This is a genomic window from Akkermansia muciniphila, assembly GCF_040616545.1.
GTDB classification, from domain to species: domain Bacteria; phylum Verrucomicrobiota; class Verrucomicrobiia; order Verrucomicrobiales; family Akkermansiaceae; genus Akkermansia; species Akkermansia muciniphila_E.
On the sequence record NZ_CP156688.1, the window covers coordinates 2,187,125 to 2,203,785 of the forward strand.

Consider the following 16,661-nt stretch of genomic DNA (forward strand, 5'->3'; position numbering starts at 1 on the left):
TCCAGATGTTGTTCAGTTGGCGACGATGTTGACGAGGCGTCCGGGCACGACAATTACTTTACGCACGGTGACGCCGTCCAGGAAGACTTTTACCTTGGAGGAGGCCAGGGCCAGTTTTTCCAGTTCTTCACGGGAGATGTCCCGGGCCACTTCCAGCTTGTCCCTGAGCTTGCCGTTTACCTGGATGACCATGGGGATGGTGTTTTCCACCAGCAGGTCTTCATCACAGGCGGGCCAGTTTTTCTGGCAGAGCTGCGTTTCCGCCAGGGTGGGGAAGCGTTTTTTAAGGAGGCTGTGGATTTCTTCCGTGATGTGCGGGGCAAACGGGTTCAGGAGGGTCAGGAAGGTGTCGTAGTCCTGCACGTCCACCACGTCCGCGGAGGTCATGGCGTTGGTGCATTCCATCATTTTGGCGATGGCGGTGTTGAAGGACATTTCATTGATGTCGTCCGTCACTTTCCGGATGGTTTTGTGCAGTTCCTTGCGCACGGGGAGCACGTCGGCTTCCGGAGCGTCCGCCACCAGCTTGGGGTTGATTTCCCATTCGCCTTCCTGGTTTTCGCGGAAGGCCACGCGCCAGACGCGGGCCAGGAATCGGGAGATGCCTTCCACCCCCTTGGTGGCCCAGGGCTTCACGTCCTTGAGCGGTCCCATGAACATTTCATACATGCGCAGGGAGTCCGCTCCGTATTCACGGACGATGTCGTCCGGGTTGACGACGTTGCCGCGGGATTTGGACATTTTCTGCCCGTCTTCTCCCAGGATCAGTCCCTGGTTGACGAGTTTCTGGAACGGTTCATTGGTGCTGAGGTGCCCCAGGTCAAAGAGGACCTTGTGCCAGAAGCGGGCGTAGAGCAGGTGGAGCACGGCGTGTTCCGTGCCGCCCACGTACAGGTCAATGCCGCCCGGCGTTCCGGTGGAGCCCATCCAGTATTGTTCCGCTTCCCGGCTGACAAAGCGTTCCGTGTTGTTCGGGTCCAGGTAGCGCAGGTAGTACCAGCAGGAGCCGGCCCACTGGGGCATGGTGTTTGTTTCACGGTGGGCCGTGGGCGTGTAGGCAATCCATTCCGTGGCCTTGACCAGCGGGCCGCGCGGGTCGCCCGTGGGGGCAAAGTCGTCCAGGTCCGGCTGGAGCAGGGGAAGTTCGTTTTCCGGCAGGGCGCGGTGGCGGCCGTTTTCCCAGACGATGGGGAAGGGTTCGCCCCAGTAGCGCTGGCGGGAGAAGAGCCAGTCACGCAGCTTGTAGTTGACCTTGCGGCGCCCCTTGCCGTTTTCCTCCAGCCAGAGGGTCATTTTTTCCTTGGCTTCCGGGGTGGGCAGTCCGGTCAGGAAGCCGGAGTTCACGCTGGTGCCTTCATAGCCGCAGAAGCCGCGCCAGTCCATGTCTTCACTGGGGGGCCGGACCACCTGGAGCACCGGCAGGCCGAAGACCTGGGCGAAGGCGAAGTCACGCTCATCGTGGGCCGGCACGGCCATGATGGCTCCGGTGCCGTAGCCCATCAGCACGTAGTCCGCAATCCAGACGGGAATCTGTTCCCCGTTGACGGGGTTGACGGCGTATGCGCCGGTGAAGACACCCGTCTTTTCCTTGGACAGGTCCGTGCGTTCCAGGTCGCTCTTGGTGGCGCACTGGGTGCGGTACTGTTCCACGGCTTCCTTTTGTTCCGGCGTGGTGACGGAGTCCACCAGCGGGTGTTCCGGGGAGAGGACCATGTAAGTGGCGCCAAAGAGGGTGTCCGGCCGGGTGGTGTAAACGGTGATGGTTTCCCCGTTCAGGGTGAAGTCCACTTCCGCGCCTTCCGATTTGCCGATCCAGTTGCGCTGAAGCAGCTTGATGGATTCCGGCCAGTCCAGGGGTTCCAGTTCGTCAATCAGGCGTTCCGCATAGTCCGTAATGCGCAGCATCCACTGGCGCAGGGGGCGGCGTTCCACATGGTGTCCCTTGGATTTCCATTCCTCCACTTCTTCATTGGCAAGCACGGTGCCCAGGTCCGGGGACCAGTTTACGGCGGCTTCCGCCACGTAGGCCAGGCGCCGCTGGTCGATTTCCTCGCGGCTCATCCCCTGTTCCTCCAGTTCGGAGACGGGGCGCGCCTTTTTCAGTTCCTTGTTGTAGTAGGAGTTGTAGAGCTGGAGGAAGATCCACTGGGTCCACCGCACGTATTCATGGTCCGTGGTGGCTATTTCCCGGTCCCAGTCATAGGAGAAGCCCAGCATTTTGAGCTGGCGGCGGAAGTTGTCAATGTTCTGGAAGGTGGTGACGGAGGGGTGCTGCCCGGTCTTGATGGCGTATTGCTCCGCCGGAAGGCCGAAGGAGTCCCACCCCATGGGGTGAAGCACGTTGAAGCCGTTCATGCGCTTGAAGCGCGCCACGATGTCCGTGGCCGTGTACCCTTCCGGGTGCCCCACGTGCAGGCCCGCGCCGCTGGGGTAGGGGAACATGTCCAGCACGTAGTATTTGGGTCTGGACGCGTCAAAGCCCTCTTCTCCGGGGTTGTTTACTTTGAAGGTTTTTCTTTCGTCCCAGATCTGCTGCCACTTGGGTTCAAAAACGTCAAAGGGGTATGGTTTCTTGCGCTCGGACATGATGGGGAGGAATGTATACTCCGCCAGCGGGCCAATCAAGCCTAAACCCGGCGGCCTGCAAGCGCTTCCAACGCTTCCGCGGGCATGATGCCGTTTTCCGGAAAAAAGAGGAAAGACCAGAGGTGGCCTGTGCGTACTTTTAGGTTGAAAGGTTTTTGCCGATTGTATTAAATATGCTGCAACCATGAAGTTCACCGCCTGTCTCCTCTCCGCCGCCTGCGGCGCGGTTTCCCTGCTTGCCGGGGCATTCGCGCAGGGCAATGTTTCCCGCCCCGTTTCCGGAAAGAAGCCCAATATCATCGTTTTCCTGGTGGATGACATGGGCTGGCAGGATACGTCCCACCCGTTCTGGTCCGACAGCCGGGGCAATCCGAAGAAGACGTTCCTGAACAATCGCTACCGCACGCCGAACATGGAGAAGCTGGCCGCCCAGGGCATGACGTTTACGGATGCGTACGCCCACCCCCTCTGCACGCCTTCCCGGGTGAGCCTGATGTCCGGCATGAATCCCGCGCGGCACCGCGTGACCTGCTGGGTGCGGGAGCAGAACGGTACGACGGACCGCAACAGCAAGAGCCTCCAGCCGCCGGACTGGGCCCTCAACGGCCTCCAGCCCGTAGGGATTCCCGCCAGGGGAACGACGAAACGCCCCATTTCCGGGGAGGACATGCGTTATAACATGACGCGCCCCTTTGTCACGGCGGCTACGCTGCCGGAGATGCTGAAGAAGTGCGGCTACGTCACCGTGCACTGCGGGAAGGCCCATTTTGGCACCCAGGGAACGCCGGGGTCCAATCCGCTGAATATGGGGTTTGATTACAATATCGCGGGCACGGAGATAGGCCACCCGGCGGATTACCGCGGTTCCAAGCATTACGGGAAGGGGTTCAACCATGTGCGCGGGCTGGATGAGAATAATTACTACCAGGACGACGTGTTCCTGACGGAGGCCCTGACCCTGGAGGCCATCAAACGCCTGGAGGCCATCAGGACCAATCCCAAGGAAGCGGACAAGCCCTTTTACCTGTACATGGCCCAGTACGCCCTGCATTCCCCGCTGGACGAGCGCGCTTATGACAAGAGATTTGCGGACGCCTACAAGGACCCGGCGGACGGTCACAAGTGGTCTCCGGTGGAGAAGCATTATTCCGGGCTGATCGAGGGGATGGACAAGAGCCTGGGTGATATTATGAAGTACCTCAGGGAGCACAATCTGGACAAGAATACGGTGCTGGTGTTCATGTCGGACAACGGCGGCCTGGCCATTTCCGGGAGGCTGGGCAATGAGGATGCCAATTATCCCCTTTCCTTCGGCAAGGGCTCCTGCATGGAGGGCGGCATCCGGGAGCCCATGATCGTTTCCTGGCCGGGCGTGACCAAGGGCGGTTCCCGGTGCGCCGTTCCGGTAGTCATTGACGACTTTTTCCCCACCCTTCTGGATATAGCCGGATGCCGGAACGCAAAGGTTCCGCAGAAGCTGGACGGCCTCAGCCTGGTGCCGCTGCTCAAGGGAGCCCGGTTCCCCGCGGACCGTCCCATTCTGTTCCACCAGCCGAACAATTGGGGGGAAGGCAGCCGGCAGGCGCCGCAGTACACTTCTTCCACCGCGCTGCGCCAGGGGGACTGGAAGCTGATTTACCGCCACCTGAACCAGAGCTTCGAACTGTACAATTTGAAGAAGGATATCGGCGAAAAGGAAAACCTGGCTTCCAGGGAGCCGCGTAAGACGAAGGAAATGGCCGCCGTCATGGGTAAATTGCTCCGGGAGCGGAAGGCGCAGATGCCTACTTACAAGAAAGGCAACGAGCTGGGCGCGCCGGAAGGAAGCTCCGTTCCGTGGCCGGACCAGGTGAAGAAGACCGGGAATTGAGATTCCGCCGCAGAGTCTGCGGTTCCTTTCCTCCAGGCCCCGGCGAATGTGCCTCCGGTGAAAGGAGGCGAATTGGGATGTCCCGCTTTTGGCAGGGCATCCGGCTTTTTGCCGTCCCCGCCGTGCGGAGCGCCTGGCAAAGGGGGTACGAGTGATGCCCGTTTCCCGCGGTTGAATGTGTGAGTGAGTCTTTGCGTCTTTCCCGGCGGCCGGGTTTCTTCCGCTGGCGGCAGCAGGCTGAGACCGGAAGAGTGTCCTCCTTTCCCGTGGTTTTTCCCGCAAACCGGGATGAACGGGGATGTGAGCCTCTTCCAGCCCGGCTTACGAAGCGCATACCAATTTCAGAACCGGGCTGTTCACAAGGGTTACAGGTGTTTTCCCCATCATGGGGAATGGTTTAAAAGTAACAGGAAACTTGCCGTTGTTCCGGAAGAACAGGGATAAAAAACACCCCGCCGTGCATGCCGGCGGGGCGTGATGGAAATGGTGGCGATGGTGTCCCCGGAAGGGGCAGGCATCTTAAAAGTCGTCCGTAGCGGCGTCATCCGTCGCCGTAGCGTCGGTGTCTTCAGCAGCGTTGTCCGCAGCGGGCGTTTCTTCCGTGCCGGCGGAGTCTGCGTCATCGGCAGGCGTTTCTTCCGTAGCGGCGGGTTCCGTGGCGGGAGCGGCCGCAGGCTTGGCGGCTCCGGCTGCCGGAGCGGTTTCCTTGGGCGGAACAACCACCTTCACGGCGGGCGGCGCCGGGACGGGCGTGTTCAGGCCGTCAGCCTTGCGGGTGCTGACGCGCAGGCCGTCCGCATAAGCCAGGTTTTTCAGGATGGCATAGCCCAGGGCCGGAGCCTGGTCCGTGGTGTTGACCAGCATCTTGAAGTGGTTGTTGACGGACATCTTGCGGGCGTCCCTGCCGTTGCGGAAGGGAACAATGCCGATGAGGTTGCCGTCATTGTCAATGCAGAGCGCCCAGTAGGAGCGGTCCACCTGGATGAAGTATTGCGGGCGGATGTAGTCCATCGTCTTCCATTCAGCCCCCTTGATGTATTCCTCCATGGCGCGGCGCGCGTTGGCCGGCATGCCGCCCCAGTCGGCATAAACCCTGCTGGTCAGCGTTTCACGGCCGTTATACCCGTGTACGGAGACGTTCTGGGCGGTAGCGAATTGGCGGGCGTAGCTCTGCGGAGAGGTAGGCTGGCAGGAGCTGGTGAAGAGCGCTGCTCCGGCGGTCAGGAGGCAGGCTGCTGCGGTGGTGAAGGGATGAATGTTAGTCATGGCAATCGCAATGGTTACGTTATAAAAGAGGAAAACACATCCCATTTCAAGGAAAAGAATGCAGGAAGAGGCGATTTGTGGCGTTTTTTAACGTTTCCGTTTGATAGGGCGCGCTCTGCCGGACCGGGGAGGCTCCAGCGTGCGCCTCCCGGAAGGTATGAAGGGGGATTACTCAAATTTTACTCGCAAATCGTTGGGAATCGCTTAGGTTGTCGTTGCTTTATGTCCGCCTTCGTCATCAGCCAGACTGCCCTGGAACGCAACGCCCTTATCCTGAGGGACGTGGCGGAGGCTGCGGGGTGCCGCATCGTGCTGGCCCTGAAAGGTTTTTCCTGCTGGCCCTGTTTTGACGTCCTGGAGCCCCTGCTGGACGGCTGCTGCGCGTCCGGCCTGTGGGAGGCCCGGCTGGCCCGGCGCAGGTTCGGAAAACACGTGCTGACGTATTCCCCGGCGTATGCTCCGGAGGAGATGGCGGAGCTGGCGGAGATTTCCAGCCACCTTGATTTCAACAGCCTGACGCAGTGGGCCCGTTTCCGGGAGGAGGTGATGCGGCATCCCCGCTTTCTTTCCGGAGAGCTGAAGTGCGGCCTGCGCGTCAATCCCCGGTTTTCCACCGGGCATACGCCCCTGTATGATCCCTGTGCGCCCGGCTCCCGCCTGGGCATTGCGCCGGACGTGATGCAGGGGGCGGATTTGACCGGAATTTCCGGCCTTCATTTCCATACTCTGTGCGAGCAGGGCGCGGAAGACCTGGCGGCTACGCTCGGCGCGGTGGAGCGCCACTTCGGCCACATCCTGTCCCGCCCGGAGATTACGTGGCTGAACATGGGCGGCGGCCACTGGATCACCAAGCCCGGCTATGACCGGAATCTGCTGGCGGAGCTTGTCCGCGGCATCCGCGCGTGCTACGGCGTGGACGTGTGGCTGGAACCGGGGGAAGCCGCCGCCATTCATACGGGGGTGCTCCGGTGCAGGGTGCTGGATGTTTTTTCCTCGGAAGGGGTGGAGCACGCCATTCTGGACGTTTCCGCGTCCGCCCACATGCCGGATACGCTGGAGATGCCCTACCGTCCGGACGTGTTCCAGATTTTAAAGGACGCCTCCCTGCGTTCCGGGCAGCAGCCCGCCGTGCGGATGGAGGGAGAAAGCTACGCCCTGGCGGGGAATGCCGGGGAAGGCGCGCATACGTACCGCCTGGGGGCGCCCACCTGCCTGGCGGGAGACCTGTTGGGGGATTATTCCTTTGCGGAACCCCTCGCCGCGGGCGACGAGCTTGTTTTTGACGACATGGCGCATTATACGATGGTGAAGACGACGTTTTTCAACGGCGTGCGCCATCCGGATATTGCTATCCAGAAAAAGGACGGTTCCGTGGAGACGGTACGCCGTTTTTCCTATGAAGATTTTGAGGCCCGCCTGGGCTAGAACATTTGACCAGACAGATTGACATGGCAGCATCCAAAGAAGGCATCAAGCAGAAAGTCCGGGGCTGGAGTCATCATGATTCCGCAGATTTGTACGGCATTGACGACTGGGGCAACGGATATTTCCGGATTAACAAGAAAGGGGAGGTCACCGTACGCCTGAATGACGAGGACGGCGGGAAGAAGGACATCAGCCTGTGCGACCTGCTGGATGGCCTGAATGAGCGCGGCACTACCGTTCCGGTGCTGTTCCGTTTCCGCGACCTGCTGCGCAGCCGTATTGCGGAGCTGAACGAGAGCTTCCGCAAGGCGATCAAGGAGGCGGATTACCAGGGCAAGTACCAGGGCGTATATCCCATCAAGGTGAACCAGCAGCGGCAGGTGGTGGAGGAGATTGCGGAGTTCGGCACCAAGTATGATTATGGGCTGGAAGCCGGTTCCAAGCCGGAGCTGATTGCGGCCATGGCGCACATGCATAATCCCAACGCCTACCTGATCTGCAACGGCTACAAGGATGACGAGTTTATTGACCTGGCGCTGACGGCCCAGAAAATGGGGCTGAATATTTTCATCGTGCTGGAGATGCCTTCCGAGCTGGACGCCGTCCTGCAACGCGCCCGGAAGATGGACATCCGCCCCAATCTGGGCGTGCGCATCAAGCTGGCGGCCAAGGGTTCCGGCCTGTGGCAGGAGTCCGCGGGGGACAAGTCCGTCTTTGGCCTGAACGCCGCTCAGGTGGTGGAGGTGGTGGACAAGCTGAAGCAGATGGATTCCCTGGACTGCCTGAAGCTGCTCCATTACCACCAGGGGTCCCAGATTCCGAATATTTCCGTGGTGCGCGAGGGACTGACGGAAGCCGCCCGCATTTACGTGGACCTGGTGAAGGAAGGCGCGCCGCTGGGCACGCTGGACATGGGCGGGGGCCTGGCTGTGGATTATGACGGGTCCAAGACGAATTTCCATTCCTCCTGCAACTATTCCATCGCGGAGTTCGCCCGTGACGTGGTGGAGGTGGTGGGGGACATGTGCACCAAGTACGAGGTGCCCCACCCCACGCTGGTGACGGAGTCCGGCCGCGCCGTGGTGGCGTATTATTCCGTGCTGGTGTTCAACGTGCTGGATGTAACCAGCGCGCCGGGCGAGGAACCTCCCCCGGATTTGCCGGAGGATGCTCCGGAGCTGCTGAAGGCTTTTGCGGATACGGACCGGACCCTGGCCAGGAAGAACATGCAGGAGTGCTACAATGACGCCTGCTACTACCGGGACCAGCTGCGCGCCCAGTTCTTTTACGGGAACGCCACCCTGCGGCAGCGCGGGCTGGGAGAGGCCTATTACTGGCACATCCTGAGCCGCATTTCCCGCATGCTGGCGGAGATGGAAACCATTCCGGAAGACCTCCGGGAGCTTTCCTGCTCCATGGTGGACTTTTATTACGGCAATTTTTCCCTGTTCCAGTCCCTGCCGGATTCCTGGGCCATACGCCAGCTTTTCCCCGTGATGCCTCTGCACCGCCTGAATGAACGGCCCACGAACAAGGCCGTGCTGGCGGACATTACCTGCGACTGCGACGGGAAGATAGACCATTTCATTGACCGGGAGGACGTGGCTACTGCGCTGCCCCTGCACGCCATCAAGCCCGGGGAGGACGATTACTACATCGGCGTGTTCCTGGTGGGCGCCTATCAGGAGACCCTGGGGGACCTGCACAACCTGCTGGGGGATACAAACGTGGTGGGCGTGCATCTGGAAGGCGGCCGCCCCGTTTACACCCATGAGGTGGAGGGGGACACGGTGGCCGACGTCCTTTCCTACGTGGAGTATGATCCCAAGGAGCTGATCAACAAGTTCCGCACGTTTGCGGAACAGGCCGTGGCGGATGGGAAAATATCCCCGTCCGAACGCCGGAGGGCGCTGGAAGTGTTCCGTTCCGGACTGAACGGCTACACCTATTATGAATTATAGGGGCAGGCCTGCCTGGAAAAGGGGGGAGGCCGCCTCAGCCGGAGCCTCCATCCCCTCTCCGTTATGGCGTCTGTTCCTCCGGCGGTTCCGTTTCTGAAATCACCTTGGCGGGAGTGAGTCCCCAGAAGCGCGTGGCCGTCTGCGGGGAAATCCCTTTCATGTTCAGGTATCGGGTGCGGAGCAGGGAGGAGGAGCGGTGCCCCATTTCCATCTGCAACAGGTTGTAGTCCTTGAAGTGCTTGGCATGGTAGCTGGCATAGGTGTGCCGCAGGCAGTCCGGCACCCATGATCTTTTTCTCCCGCCCCAGCCCGCATTTTTGCGGATCTTGCGCCACTTGATCGTCCAGCCCTTGGGGCAGATGGGCGTATTCGGCCCCGGCTTGGTCCTGTCACGGCAGAATTTGAGCCATTTGGCAAGCACGGGCAGGATGGTGACGTGCCGGGCGCCTCCTGTCTTGGTGTGCTTGGAGTTCAGGATCACGCAGCCGTCCCGGATGGCGATGTTCTCCCAGAGCAGACGTTCCACTTCCTGCGGGCGGATGCCTGCAAAAATCATCAGGGCCGCGCCAGCCACGCAGCTCCCGTCAAATTCATCCATGCACGTCTTGAGGAGCAGGGTCACGTCCTTCAGTCCCAGGGCAGGGATTTCCTGTTCCCGCAGGAACGGGGTGTCCACGCGGAGGATGGGATTTTCATCACACCAGCCGCGCTTGACGGAGAAGGAGAAAATGCCGCTCAGGATCAGCCGTGCCTTGTGCCGCTGGCGCGACGTGGTGAACGTGTTCATCAGAATGCTCTGGCATTCTTCCACGGTGAGGTTCCTGAGGGGAGTCTCCTCCAGTTCCGGATTGCTCTTTTTGAGTTTGTGAATGATGCTCTTGATGTCCGTCAGCGTCCGGGGACGGCGGTGGCTTTTGGAACGCAGGCATTCCGTGGCCGCCGTACCGAAGCTGACGGTATGGTGTTTGTTTTTGATGGCGTTCAGCCCCAGGGTGACGACTTCCCTGCACCGGTTGATGGTGCAGATTTCATCCCCCAGGGCTTCCTTGATTTCCAATACAAGCCGTGCCGCCTGGGTCAGGGTGACTGATTCCCCTTCCAGAAGTGCGGTTCCAACATATTTTAGTTTATTCGTTTTCGGTACTTTTCTCATACAGGTTCATCGTGTTTGTACAAACACGGTTTTAATGAAAAAGGCCATCCTTATAGTAAAGAAAACTTATGCTTTCCATCGGAAAACGCGTATCCGTCAAGGATATGTTGTAACTTATGTTTTCTTTGATCCGATCGGAAAATCAAAGTTTCTGATGGTGCAGGGACCGAAAATGTTAGAAAGCATGATTCCGCGCATTGAATATCAAAATGAACGCTATCCGCCAGGCATCATTAAATTTTTGTTAGGCCGGAAAGAAGCCCCCGGAAGGATGAAAGTATTTTACATGCCTGCACGTATGAGGTACACTATTCTACTATATCATGAACATCAGAATCCTCTCTTTCAACGTATCATGTGCCGGGCTGTGCTGTGCCTTGGGCTCCATCCTGGCGGCTGATGCCCGTGAAGTCCATCCTTTGAACGGTTCCTGGGACTACAGCTTCAACGGGAGCCCCTCCGTGAAAGTGACGGTGCCCCACACCTGGAACGCGGAAGACGCCGCGGACGGCGTGAAGGGGAAGCGCGGAGACGCCAAGTCCGTCAACAGCGAGGTTTACCGGCGCGGCCCCGCCGTTTATACCCGCACCCTTCCGGTGGCTCCCAAGCCGGGCAAGAGGTATTTCATCCGCGGCGGGGGCGCCAGCATCGTTTCCGAGGTTTCCGTCAACGGGAAGCCTGCCGGCAGGCATGAGGGGGCGTTCACCGCCTTTTGCTATGAAATCACCCCTCTCCTGAAAAAAGGCGCCAATACGGTTTCCGTCCTGGTGGACAATACGCAGCGGGACCACATCGCGCCCCAGCGCGGGGATTTTTCCATGTTCGGCGGACTGTACCGGCCCATTGAACTGATTGAGACGGACGGCGTCTGCATTGACCCCCTCTTTTACGCCTCTCCCGGCGTTTTCATTACCACGAAGTCCCTGGACAAATCCAAAGCGGAAGTGGAGGTGAAGACCCTTCTGAATTCGGACGGGAAGGCGGGGGACGTGGATGTGGCCGTGGAAATTCTGGACATGAAGGGCAGGAAGGTGGCCGGAAAGACAGTGAAGGCCGCCGCCGGGGAAAAGAAGAATCTGGAAGTTCCCGTAACGCTGGCGATTCCCAATCCCGTGCTCTGGAACGGTGTCAGGAATCCCTACCTCTACCAGGTGAAGACCTCCGTCAGGACGGCGGACGGCCAGACGGATGAAATGGTGCAGCCGCTCGGGCTGAGGACCGTTTCCATCAATCCCAAGGAAGGTTTTGTCCTGAACGGAAAACCCATGCAGATCAGGGGAGTCAGCCGCCACCAGGATGTGAAGGGGAAGGGCTGGGCGCTCTCCCCGGAGGATGAGGCGCGGGATATCAGGCTGATTGCGGACATGGGGGCGGACGGTTTGAGAACGGGCCACTATCCCGCCTCCAGCAACGTTTACGACCTGTGCGACAAGACGGGGCTGGTTGTCTGGTCCGAGGTGCCCAACGTCAACCTGGTGCGTGATACGCCGGAGTTCCGGGAGAATAACCGCCTCCAGGCCCGGGAGATGATTTACCAGCACTGGAACCATCCCTCCATCTGCATGTGGGGTATTTTCAATGAAATAGGCCACCAGCCGGAGTCTTCCTCCAAAGGGGTGGACATGGAGGCCGAGTTAACGGAATTGAACAAGTTCGTGAAGGAGACGGACCCCTCCCGCATGACGGTAGGGGCCAGCAACCAGGCGGGCCGCAGGAAACTGAACAATATTCCGGACCACATCGCGTTTAATACGTATCCCGGCTGGTACGGGGGAGGCCCTGAAACCATGAAGGGCAACCTGAACGGCTACATCCGCGACTACGGCGGCAAGATGGGCATCGCCGTCAGCGAGTACGGCCATGGCGCCAGCACGGGCATGCATGAGAATCCGGCAAAGAGGCCGTCCCCCACGGGGTTCTGGCATCCGGAGGAATGGCAGTCCCAGGCGCATGAGATCAATTACAAGTGCATCAGGGAGAGGCCCGAGGTGTGGGGCTCCTTCGTCTGGAACATGTTTGACTTCGGCTCCGCCTCCCGCTTTGAGGGGGAAAACCCCGGCATCAATGACAAGGGGCTGGTGACCTATGACCGCAAGACGCCCAAGGACGCCTATTTCTTCTACAGGGCCAATTGGAGCCCGCAGCCGACCGTGTACATTACGTCCCGCAGGTTTGCGGAGCGCACGGAAAAGACGGTGCCCGTGAAGGTTTACAGCAATGCCCCAACGGTGAGGCTGACTGTCAACGGAAAGGCCGCGGGAAGCGTCAAGCCGGATGAATTGAAGCGCGCCGTCTGGCCTGAAGTAACTCTCAAGCCCGGCGTCAACACCATCACGGCCACGGCCTCCATGGGCGGGAAGACGTATACGGATTCCTGCAAATGGACCCTGAAGCCTTCCGGTGAGGAAGAGAAGAAGGGTTCCGAGCGCTATCAGGACCCGTCCATCAAGAAGTATAAGTAAGCATTTCAGCCCCATCCAGAGATGAAGACGGCACGAGCATTCCTGTTTTCCATGATGTGCCTGGCCCCGGCCCTTCCCCTGCTGGGGGAGGCCCCGGACTGGGAAAATGAAGAGGTGACGGGAATCAACAAGGAGGCTCCCCGTGCCTCCGTTCTCCCGGCGGCAGACAAAACGCTGAGCCTGAACGGCGACTGGAAGTTCAAGTTTTCCATGACGCCGGACAACAGGCCCGCCGATTTCTTCAAGCCTTCCTATTCCGTTTCCGGATGGGATACGATCAAGGTGCCTTCCAATTGGCAGCTTGCGGGCTATGGAACGGCCATTTACACGAACGTTCCGTATCCTTTCAAGCCGAATCCGCCCAAAGTGATGGGGGAACCGCCCAAGAACTGGCCGGTATACAAGGAGCGCAATTCCGTAGGCTCCTACCGCCGGGATTTCAACCTTCCCGCCTCCTGGAAGGGGGAGCAGGTGATGATCCGGTTTGACGGAGTGGAGTCTGCCTTTTACGTGTGGGTGAATGGCCGCAAAGTCGGCTATTCCGAGGATTCCTATACCGGCGCCGAGTTCAACCTTACTCCCTACGTGAAGCCGGGCAGGAACACGATTGCCGTGGAGGTGTACCGCTGGAGCGACGGCTCCTATCTGGAGGACCAGGATTTCCTGCGCCTTTCCGGCATCTTCCGGGACGTGACCCTGTTTGCCCAGCCGCAGGTGCACGTGCGCGACCTGTTTCTGAAGGCAGGACTGGACAGGAAGGATTACGCGGCAGGGACGCTGGACGGAACGTTCACCATCCGCAATTCCGGCAATAAGGACATCCCCGCCGGAATGAAGCTGGATTATTCCATTGAAGGGGTTTCCACCAGGTTGAACTGGGAGGGCGGGAGCGGCTCCGGCCGCGTGCAGACGGACAACAAGGGAAAGCTGGATTCCGGCACGCTTGAGGTCCCCGCCATTCCCGCCGGAGGCGAGGCGCAGGTTTCCCTGAAGAAGGAGTATCCCGGCGTGAAGCCGTGGACGGCGGAAACGCCCAACCTGTACAAGGTGACTTATTCCCTGAACGGGAAGGATCCCCGGTCCGTCAACATCGGGTTCCGTTCCGTGGAAATCGCTGACAACGGGGCGGTGCTGGTCAACGGGAAGGCCGTCAAGTTCAAGGGCGTCAACCGCCATGAAGCGCATCCGGATTACGGGCGCGCCATTCCGCGCGAGGTGATGGAAAAGGACGTGCAGATCATCAAGGCGCATAACATCAACACCGTCCGCTGCTCCCACTATCCCAACCATCCCTATTTCTATGAGCTGTGCGACCGCTACGGCCTGTACGTGATGGACGAGGCCAACTGCGAAGCCCACGGCATCCGCAACAGCGGCATGGATATTTCCCGGAAGCCTTCCTGGAAGAAGGCCCATGTGGAGCGCAACATGAGCATGGTGCACCGTTCCAAGAACCATCCCTCCATTGTGTTCTGGTCCCTGGGCAACGAGTCCGGCAACGGCCCCAACTTTGTGGCGGCCTCGGAAGCCATCAGGGCCTATGACGATACGCGCCCCCTCCATTACTGCGAATTCCCGCACGGCCACAAGGCCGTGGATATGGATTCCGCCATGTATCCGCCCGTGGACCGGGTGGAAAACTGGGGGAAGCAGAAGACCTCCCGCCCCTTCTTCGTGTGCGAGTACGCTCATTCCATGGGGAATGCCCTGGGCAATTTCAAGGAGTACATGGAAGCCTTTGAGTCCTCCCCGCGCATGGTGGGCGGGGCCATCTGGGATTTTGTGGACCAGTCCCTCCGCGCCAACCCTGCCGGAAACGGCATTTACAAGCCCGCGCCCTTCAAGGGCGTGACGCAGGCTTACGGCGGCATGTTCGGGGACAGGCCCAACCAGGCCAATTTCTGTGACAACGGCATTATCCTGGGTAACCGGAACACCACGGCCAAGACGAAGGAGGTGAAGAAGGTGTACCAGTACATGGCCTTTGACCGCAAGGGCGGCTCGCTGACCGTGCTGAACAAGTATTTCCACAAGCCGTTGAAGGGGTATGCGCTTTACCTGGTGTCCCTCGCGCCCGGCGGCAATCATGCCGTGGAGCGCATGGCGCTGCCGGAAATAGCTCCCAGCAAGTCCGTAACGGTGAAACTGCCTTCCGCCGCCATGCTGACGTGTTCCCTGATGGTTCTGGCGGACGCCCGGTTCAAGCTGCCGGAAGACGTGAAGGAGCTTTCAGCCAAGCAACTGGAGCACGTGGCGGACGAGTGCGAAGCTTACGAGTGGTTCCCGCCGACCGTGGAGAAGGAGGCCTCCGTGAAGGCTCCGGCGGTTCTTCCCGCCGTCTCCGTGCGCCAGGGCGATCCCGTGGTGGTGCAGGGGAAGGGCTTTTCCGCCTCCTTCAAGGACGGGATGCTTTCCGCCCTCCGGTACGGCAGCCAGGACCTGATTCTGCCCGGCTGTCCGGTGGCGCTCCAGGCGTACCGTTCCCCGGTGGACAACGACGCCTGGATCAGGGGCAAGGTGGAAGGGAAGATGAAGATGCAGAACATGAAGGCGGAGTATTCCGACGTGAAGGCCGCCGTCATTTCCCCCGGCGTGGCCCGCATCACGGCGCAATTCCGGACGAAAGGCTCCGACCTTTCCTTCTCCGGGGAGGTTGCCTGGACGGTGTTCGGCAACGGCATCATCAATGCTTCCGTCAGAATGTATCCTTCCGCCAAGGGGGAAGAGCTTCTGCGGCTGGGCGTCACTTTCGGGATGCCTGCCGCCTATGACCAGGTGGAGTACCTGGGACTGGGGCCGTGGGACAATTACCGGGACCGCCGCACGAGCTGCTGGAAGGACGTCTTCCGCACTTCCGTGGACGATATGTTTTTTGCCTATTCCCGGCCCCAGGACATGGGCAACCGCATGGAGACGGACTGGGTGGCTCTGTCCAAACCCAAGGCGGCTCCCGCGCTATGGGTGGGTTCCGCCTCTCCCAGGGCTCCGCTGGAGGTGTCCGTCCTGCGCTATACGCCTAAGGAGCTCAACAACGCCAAAAGCCTGGACAAGCTGCCGGAAAAGGACAAGGTGATCGTGAATCTGGACGCCTTCCAGATGGGGCTGGGCGGTTCCTCCTGCGGGCCGCGCCCCCTGGCGAAGTACCAGACGCTGAGCGAGGCCACCCCCCTGGGCTTTGTGCTGGCCCCCACGCCCGCCCTGCTGAACCTGGCGCGCGCGGGCCTGGGCGTGCCCCATTCCCCCGTGATTGAACGGGACGGGGACGGCATGGTCAGCCTGGTTTCCTCCACGCCCGGAGCGGAGATGAAGTATTCCGTCAACAAGGGGTCGGAGAAAACGTACCGGAAGCCCTTCAAGCTTCCCGAAGGGGAAGTCAGGGCCTGGGCCGCCGCCGGGAAGTCCGGCAAGACGCTGCCCACGTCTCCCGGCGAGCGGAAATTCCCCCTCGTCAAGGGGCAGGGCGAATGGAAGGTTCTGAGCGCTTCCTCGGAAGAGCCGGATACCGGGTTTGCCCACTTCGCCATTGACGGGAATCCGGATACCTACTGGCACACGTCGTACACGAACGGCCTGCCGGGCTTCCCCCACTCCATTGCCGTGGACATGGGAACCAGGATGAAGTTCACCGGGTTCATCTACACGCCCAGAATGGACAAGGACAAGGGCCTGATCAGCCAGTACGCGTTCTCCGTTTCCGATGACGGCCAGAACTGGAAGGAAGTGAAGAAAGGCCAGTTCACGTACCATTATATCAGGAAAGACCCCGCGGTTCAGCGCATCGACTTCGGCAAGCCTGTGGAGGCACGCTATTTCAAGCTGGACGCCCGGTCCCCGGTGAAGGGCGGCGAGCAGAGCGCCACCGTGGCGGAACTGAATATTATTACGCAGTAACGGATCCGCGGGAGCGCCTTTTTCCCGAATGAAGGCTTTTTCCAGCC

8 protein-coding genes are annotated in these 16,661 nt (G+C 60.2%); 5 read left to right on the top strand and 3 right to left on the bottom strand.

Annotated elements, in window-relative coordinates:
* Positions 1-12: 12 nt before the first annotated feature.
* Positions 13-2,586, bottom strand: coding sequence for a leucine--tRNA ligase (gene leuS, locus ABGM91_RS09000; RefSeq protein ID WP_354831601.1), 2,574 nt, complete (start codon positions 2,584-2,586; stop codon positions 13-15).
* A 184-nt stretch (positions 2,587-2,770) separates the two neighbouring features.
* Between leuS and ABGM91_RS09005 the strand changes: the two genes are divergently transcribed.
* Positions 2,771-4,456 (top strand): sulfatase, encoded by a 1,686-nt coding sequence (locus ABGM91_RS09005; RefSeq protein WP_354831604.1) that lies wholly within the window; start codon positions 2,771-2,773, stop codon positions 4,454-4,456.
* Between the two features lie 519 nt (positions 4,457-4,975).
* Here the strand turns inward: ABGM91_RS09005 and ABGM91_RS09010 are convergent.
* Positions 4,976-5,722 carry a hypothetical protein gene (locus ABGM91_RS09010; RefSeq protein ID WP_354831607.1) on the bottom strand — a complete coding sequence of 249 codons (747 nt, stop codon included), beginning with the start codon at positions 5,720-5,722 and terminating at the stop codon, positions 4,976-4,978.
* 222 nt (positions 5,723-5,944) lie between these two features.
* Between ABGM91_RS09010 and nspC the strand changes: the two genes are divergently transcribed.
* Both nspC and speA read left to right on the top strand, forming a co-directional pair.
* Positions 5,945-7,147 carry a carboxynorspermidine decarboxylase gene (nspC, locus tag ABGM91_RS09015; RefSeq protein ID WP_354831610.1) on the top strand — a complete coding sequence of 401 codons (1,203 nt, stop codon included), beginning with the start codon at positions 5,945-5,947 and terminating at the stop codon, positions 7,145-7,147.
* A gap of 23 nt (positions 7,148-7,170) precedes the next feature.
* The gene (gene speA, locus ABGM91_RS09020) at positions 7,171-9,108 is read left to right on the top strand and encodes a biosynthetic arginine decarboxylase (RefSeq protein ID WP_354831613.1); all 1,938 of its coding nucleotides are present in this window, start codon (positions 7,171-7,173) and stop codon (positions 9,106-9,108) included.
* A 61-nt stretch (positions 9,109-9,169) separates the two neighbouring features.
* Here the strand turns inward: speA and ABGM91_RS09025 are convergent, their stop codons facing one another.
* A complete protein-coding gene (locus ABGM91_RS09025; protein ID WP_354831616.1) occupies positions 9,170-10,261 on the bottom strand; it encodes a site-specific integrase in 1,092 nt (363 codons plus the stop codon).
* A 323-nt stretch (positions 10,262-10,584) separates the two neighbouring features.
* Between ABGM91_RS09025 and ABGM91_RS09030 the strand changes: the two genes are divergently transcribed.
* Complete coding sequence (locus tag ABGM91_RS09030) at positions 10,585-12,723, top strand: glycoside hydrolase family 2 TIM barrel-domain containing protein (protein WP_354831619.1); 2,139 nt, start codon at positions 10,585-10,587, stop codon at positions 12,721-12,723.
* A 21-nt stretch (positions 12,724-12,744) separates the two neighbouring features.
* Complete coding sequence (locus ABGM91_RS09035; RefSeq protein WP_354831622.1) at positions 12,745-16,614, top strand: glycoside hydrolase family 2 TIM barrel-domain containing protein; 3,870 nt, start codon at positions 12,745-12,747, stop codon at positions 16,612-16,614.
* Positions 16,615-16,661 lie beyond the last annotated feature (47 nt).

Excerpts from the sequence above, each read along its gene's own strand:
- nspC (WP_354831610.1), top strand. The coding sequence starts at position 5,945 with ATGTCCGCCTTCGTCATCAGCCAGACTGCCCTGGAACGCAACGCCCTT.
- speA (WP_354831613.1), top strand. The coding sequence starts at position 7,171 with ATGGCAGCATCCAAAGAAGGCATCAAGCAGAAAGTCCGGGGCTGGAGT.
- ABGM91_RS09005 (WP_354831604.1), top strand. The coding sequence starts at position 2,771 with ATGAAGTTCACCGCCTGTCTCCTCTCCGCCGCCTGCGGCGCGGTTTCC.
- ABGM91_RS09010 (WP_354831607.1), bottom strand. The coding sequence starts at position 5,722 with ATGACTAACATTCATCCCTTCACCACCGCAGCAGCCTGCCTCCTGACC.
- ABGM91_RS09035 (WP_354831622.1), top strand. The coding sequence starts at position 12,745 with ATGAAGACGGCACGAGCATTCCTGTTTTCCATGATGTGCCTGGCCCCG.
- ABGM91_RS09025 (WP_354831616.1), bottom strand. The coding sequence starts at position 10,261 with ATGAGAAAAGTACCGAAAACGAATAAACTAAAATATGTTGGAACCGCA.
- leuS (WP_354831601.1), bottom strand. The coding sequence starts at position 2,586 with ATGTCCGAGCGCAAGAAACCATACCCCTTTGACGTTTTTGAACCCAAG.
- ABGM91_RS09030 (WP_354831619.1), top strand. The coding sequence starts at position 10,585 with ATGAACATCAGAATCCTCTCTTTCAACGTATCATGTGCCGGGCTGTGC.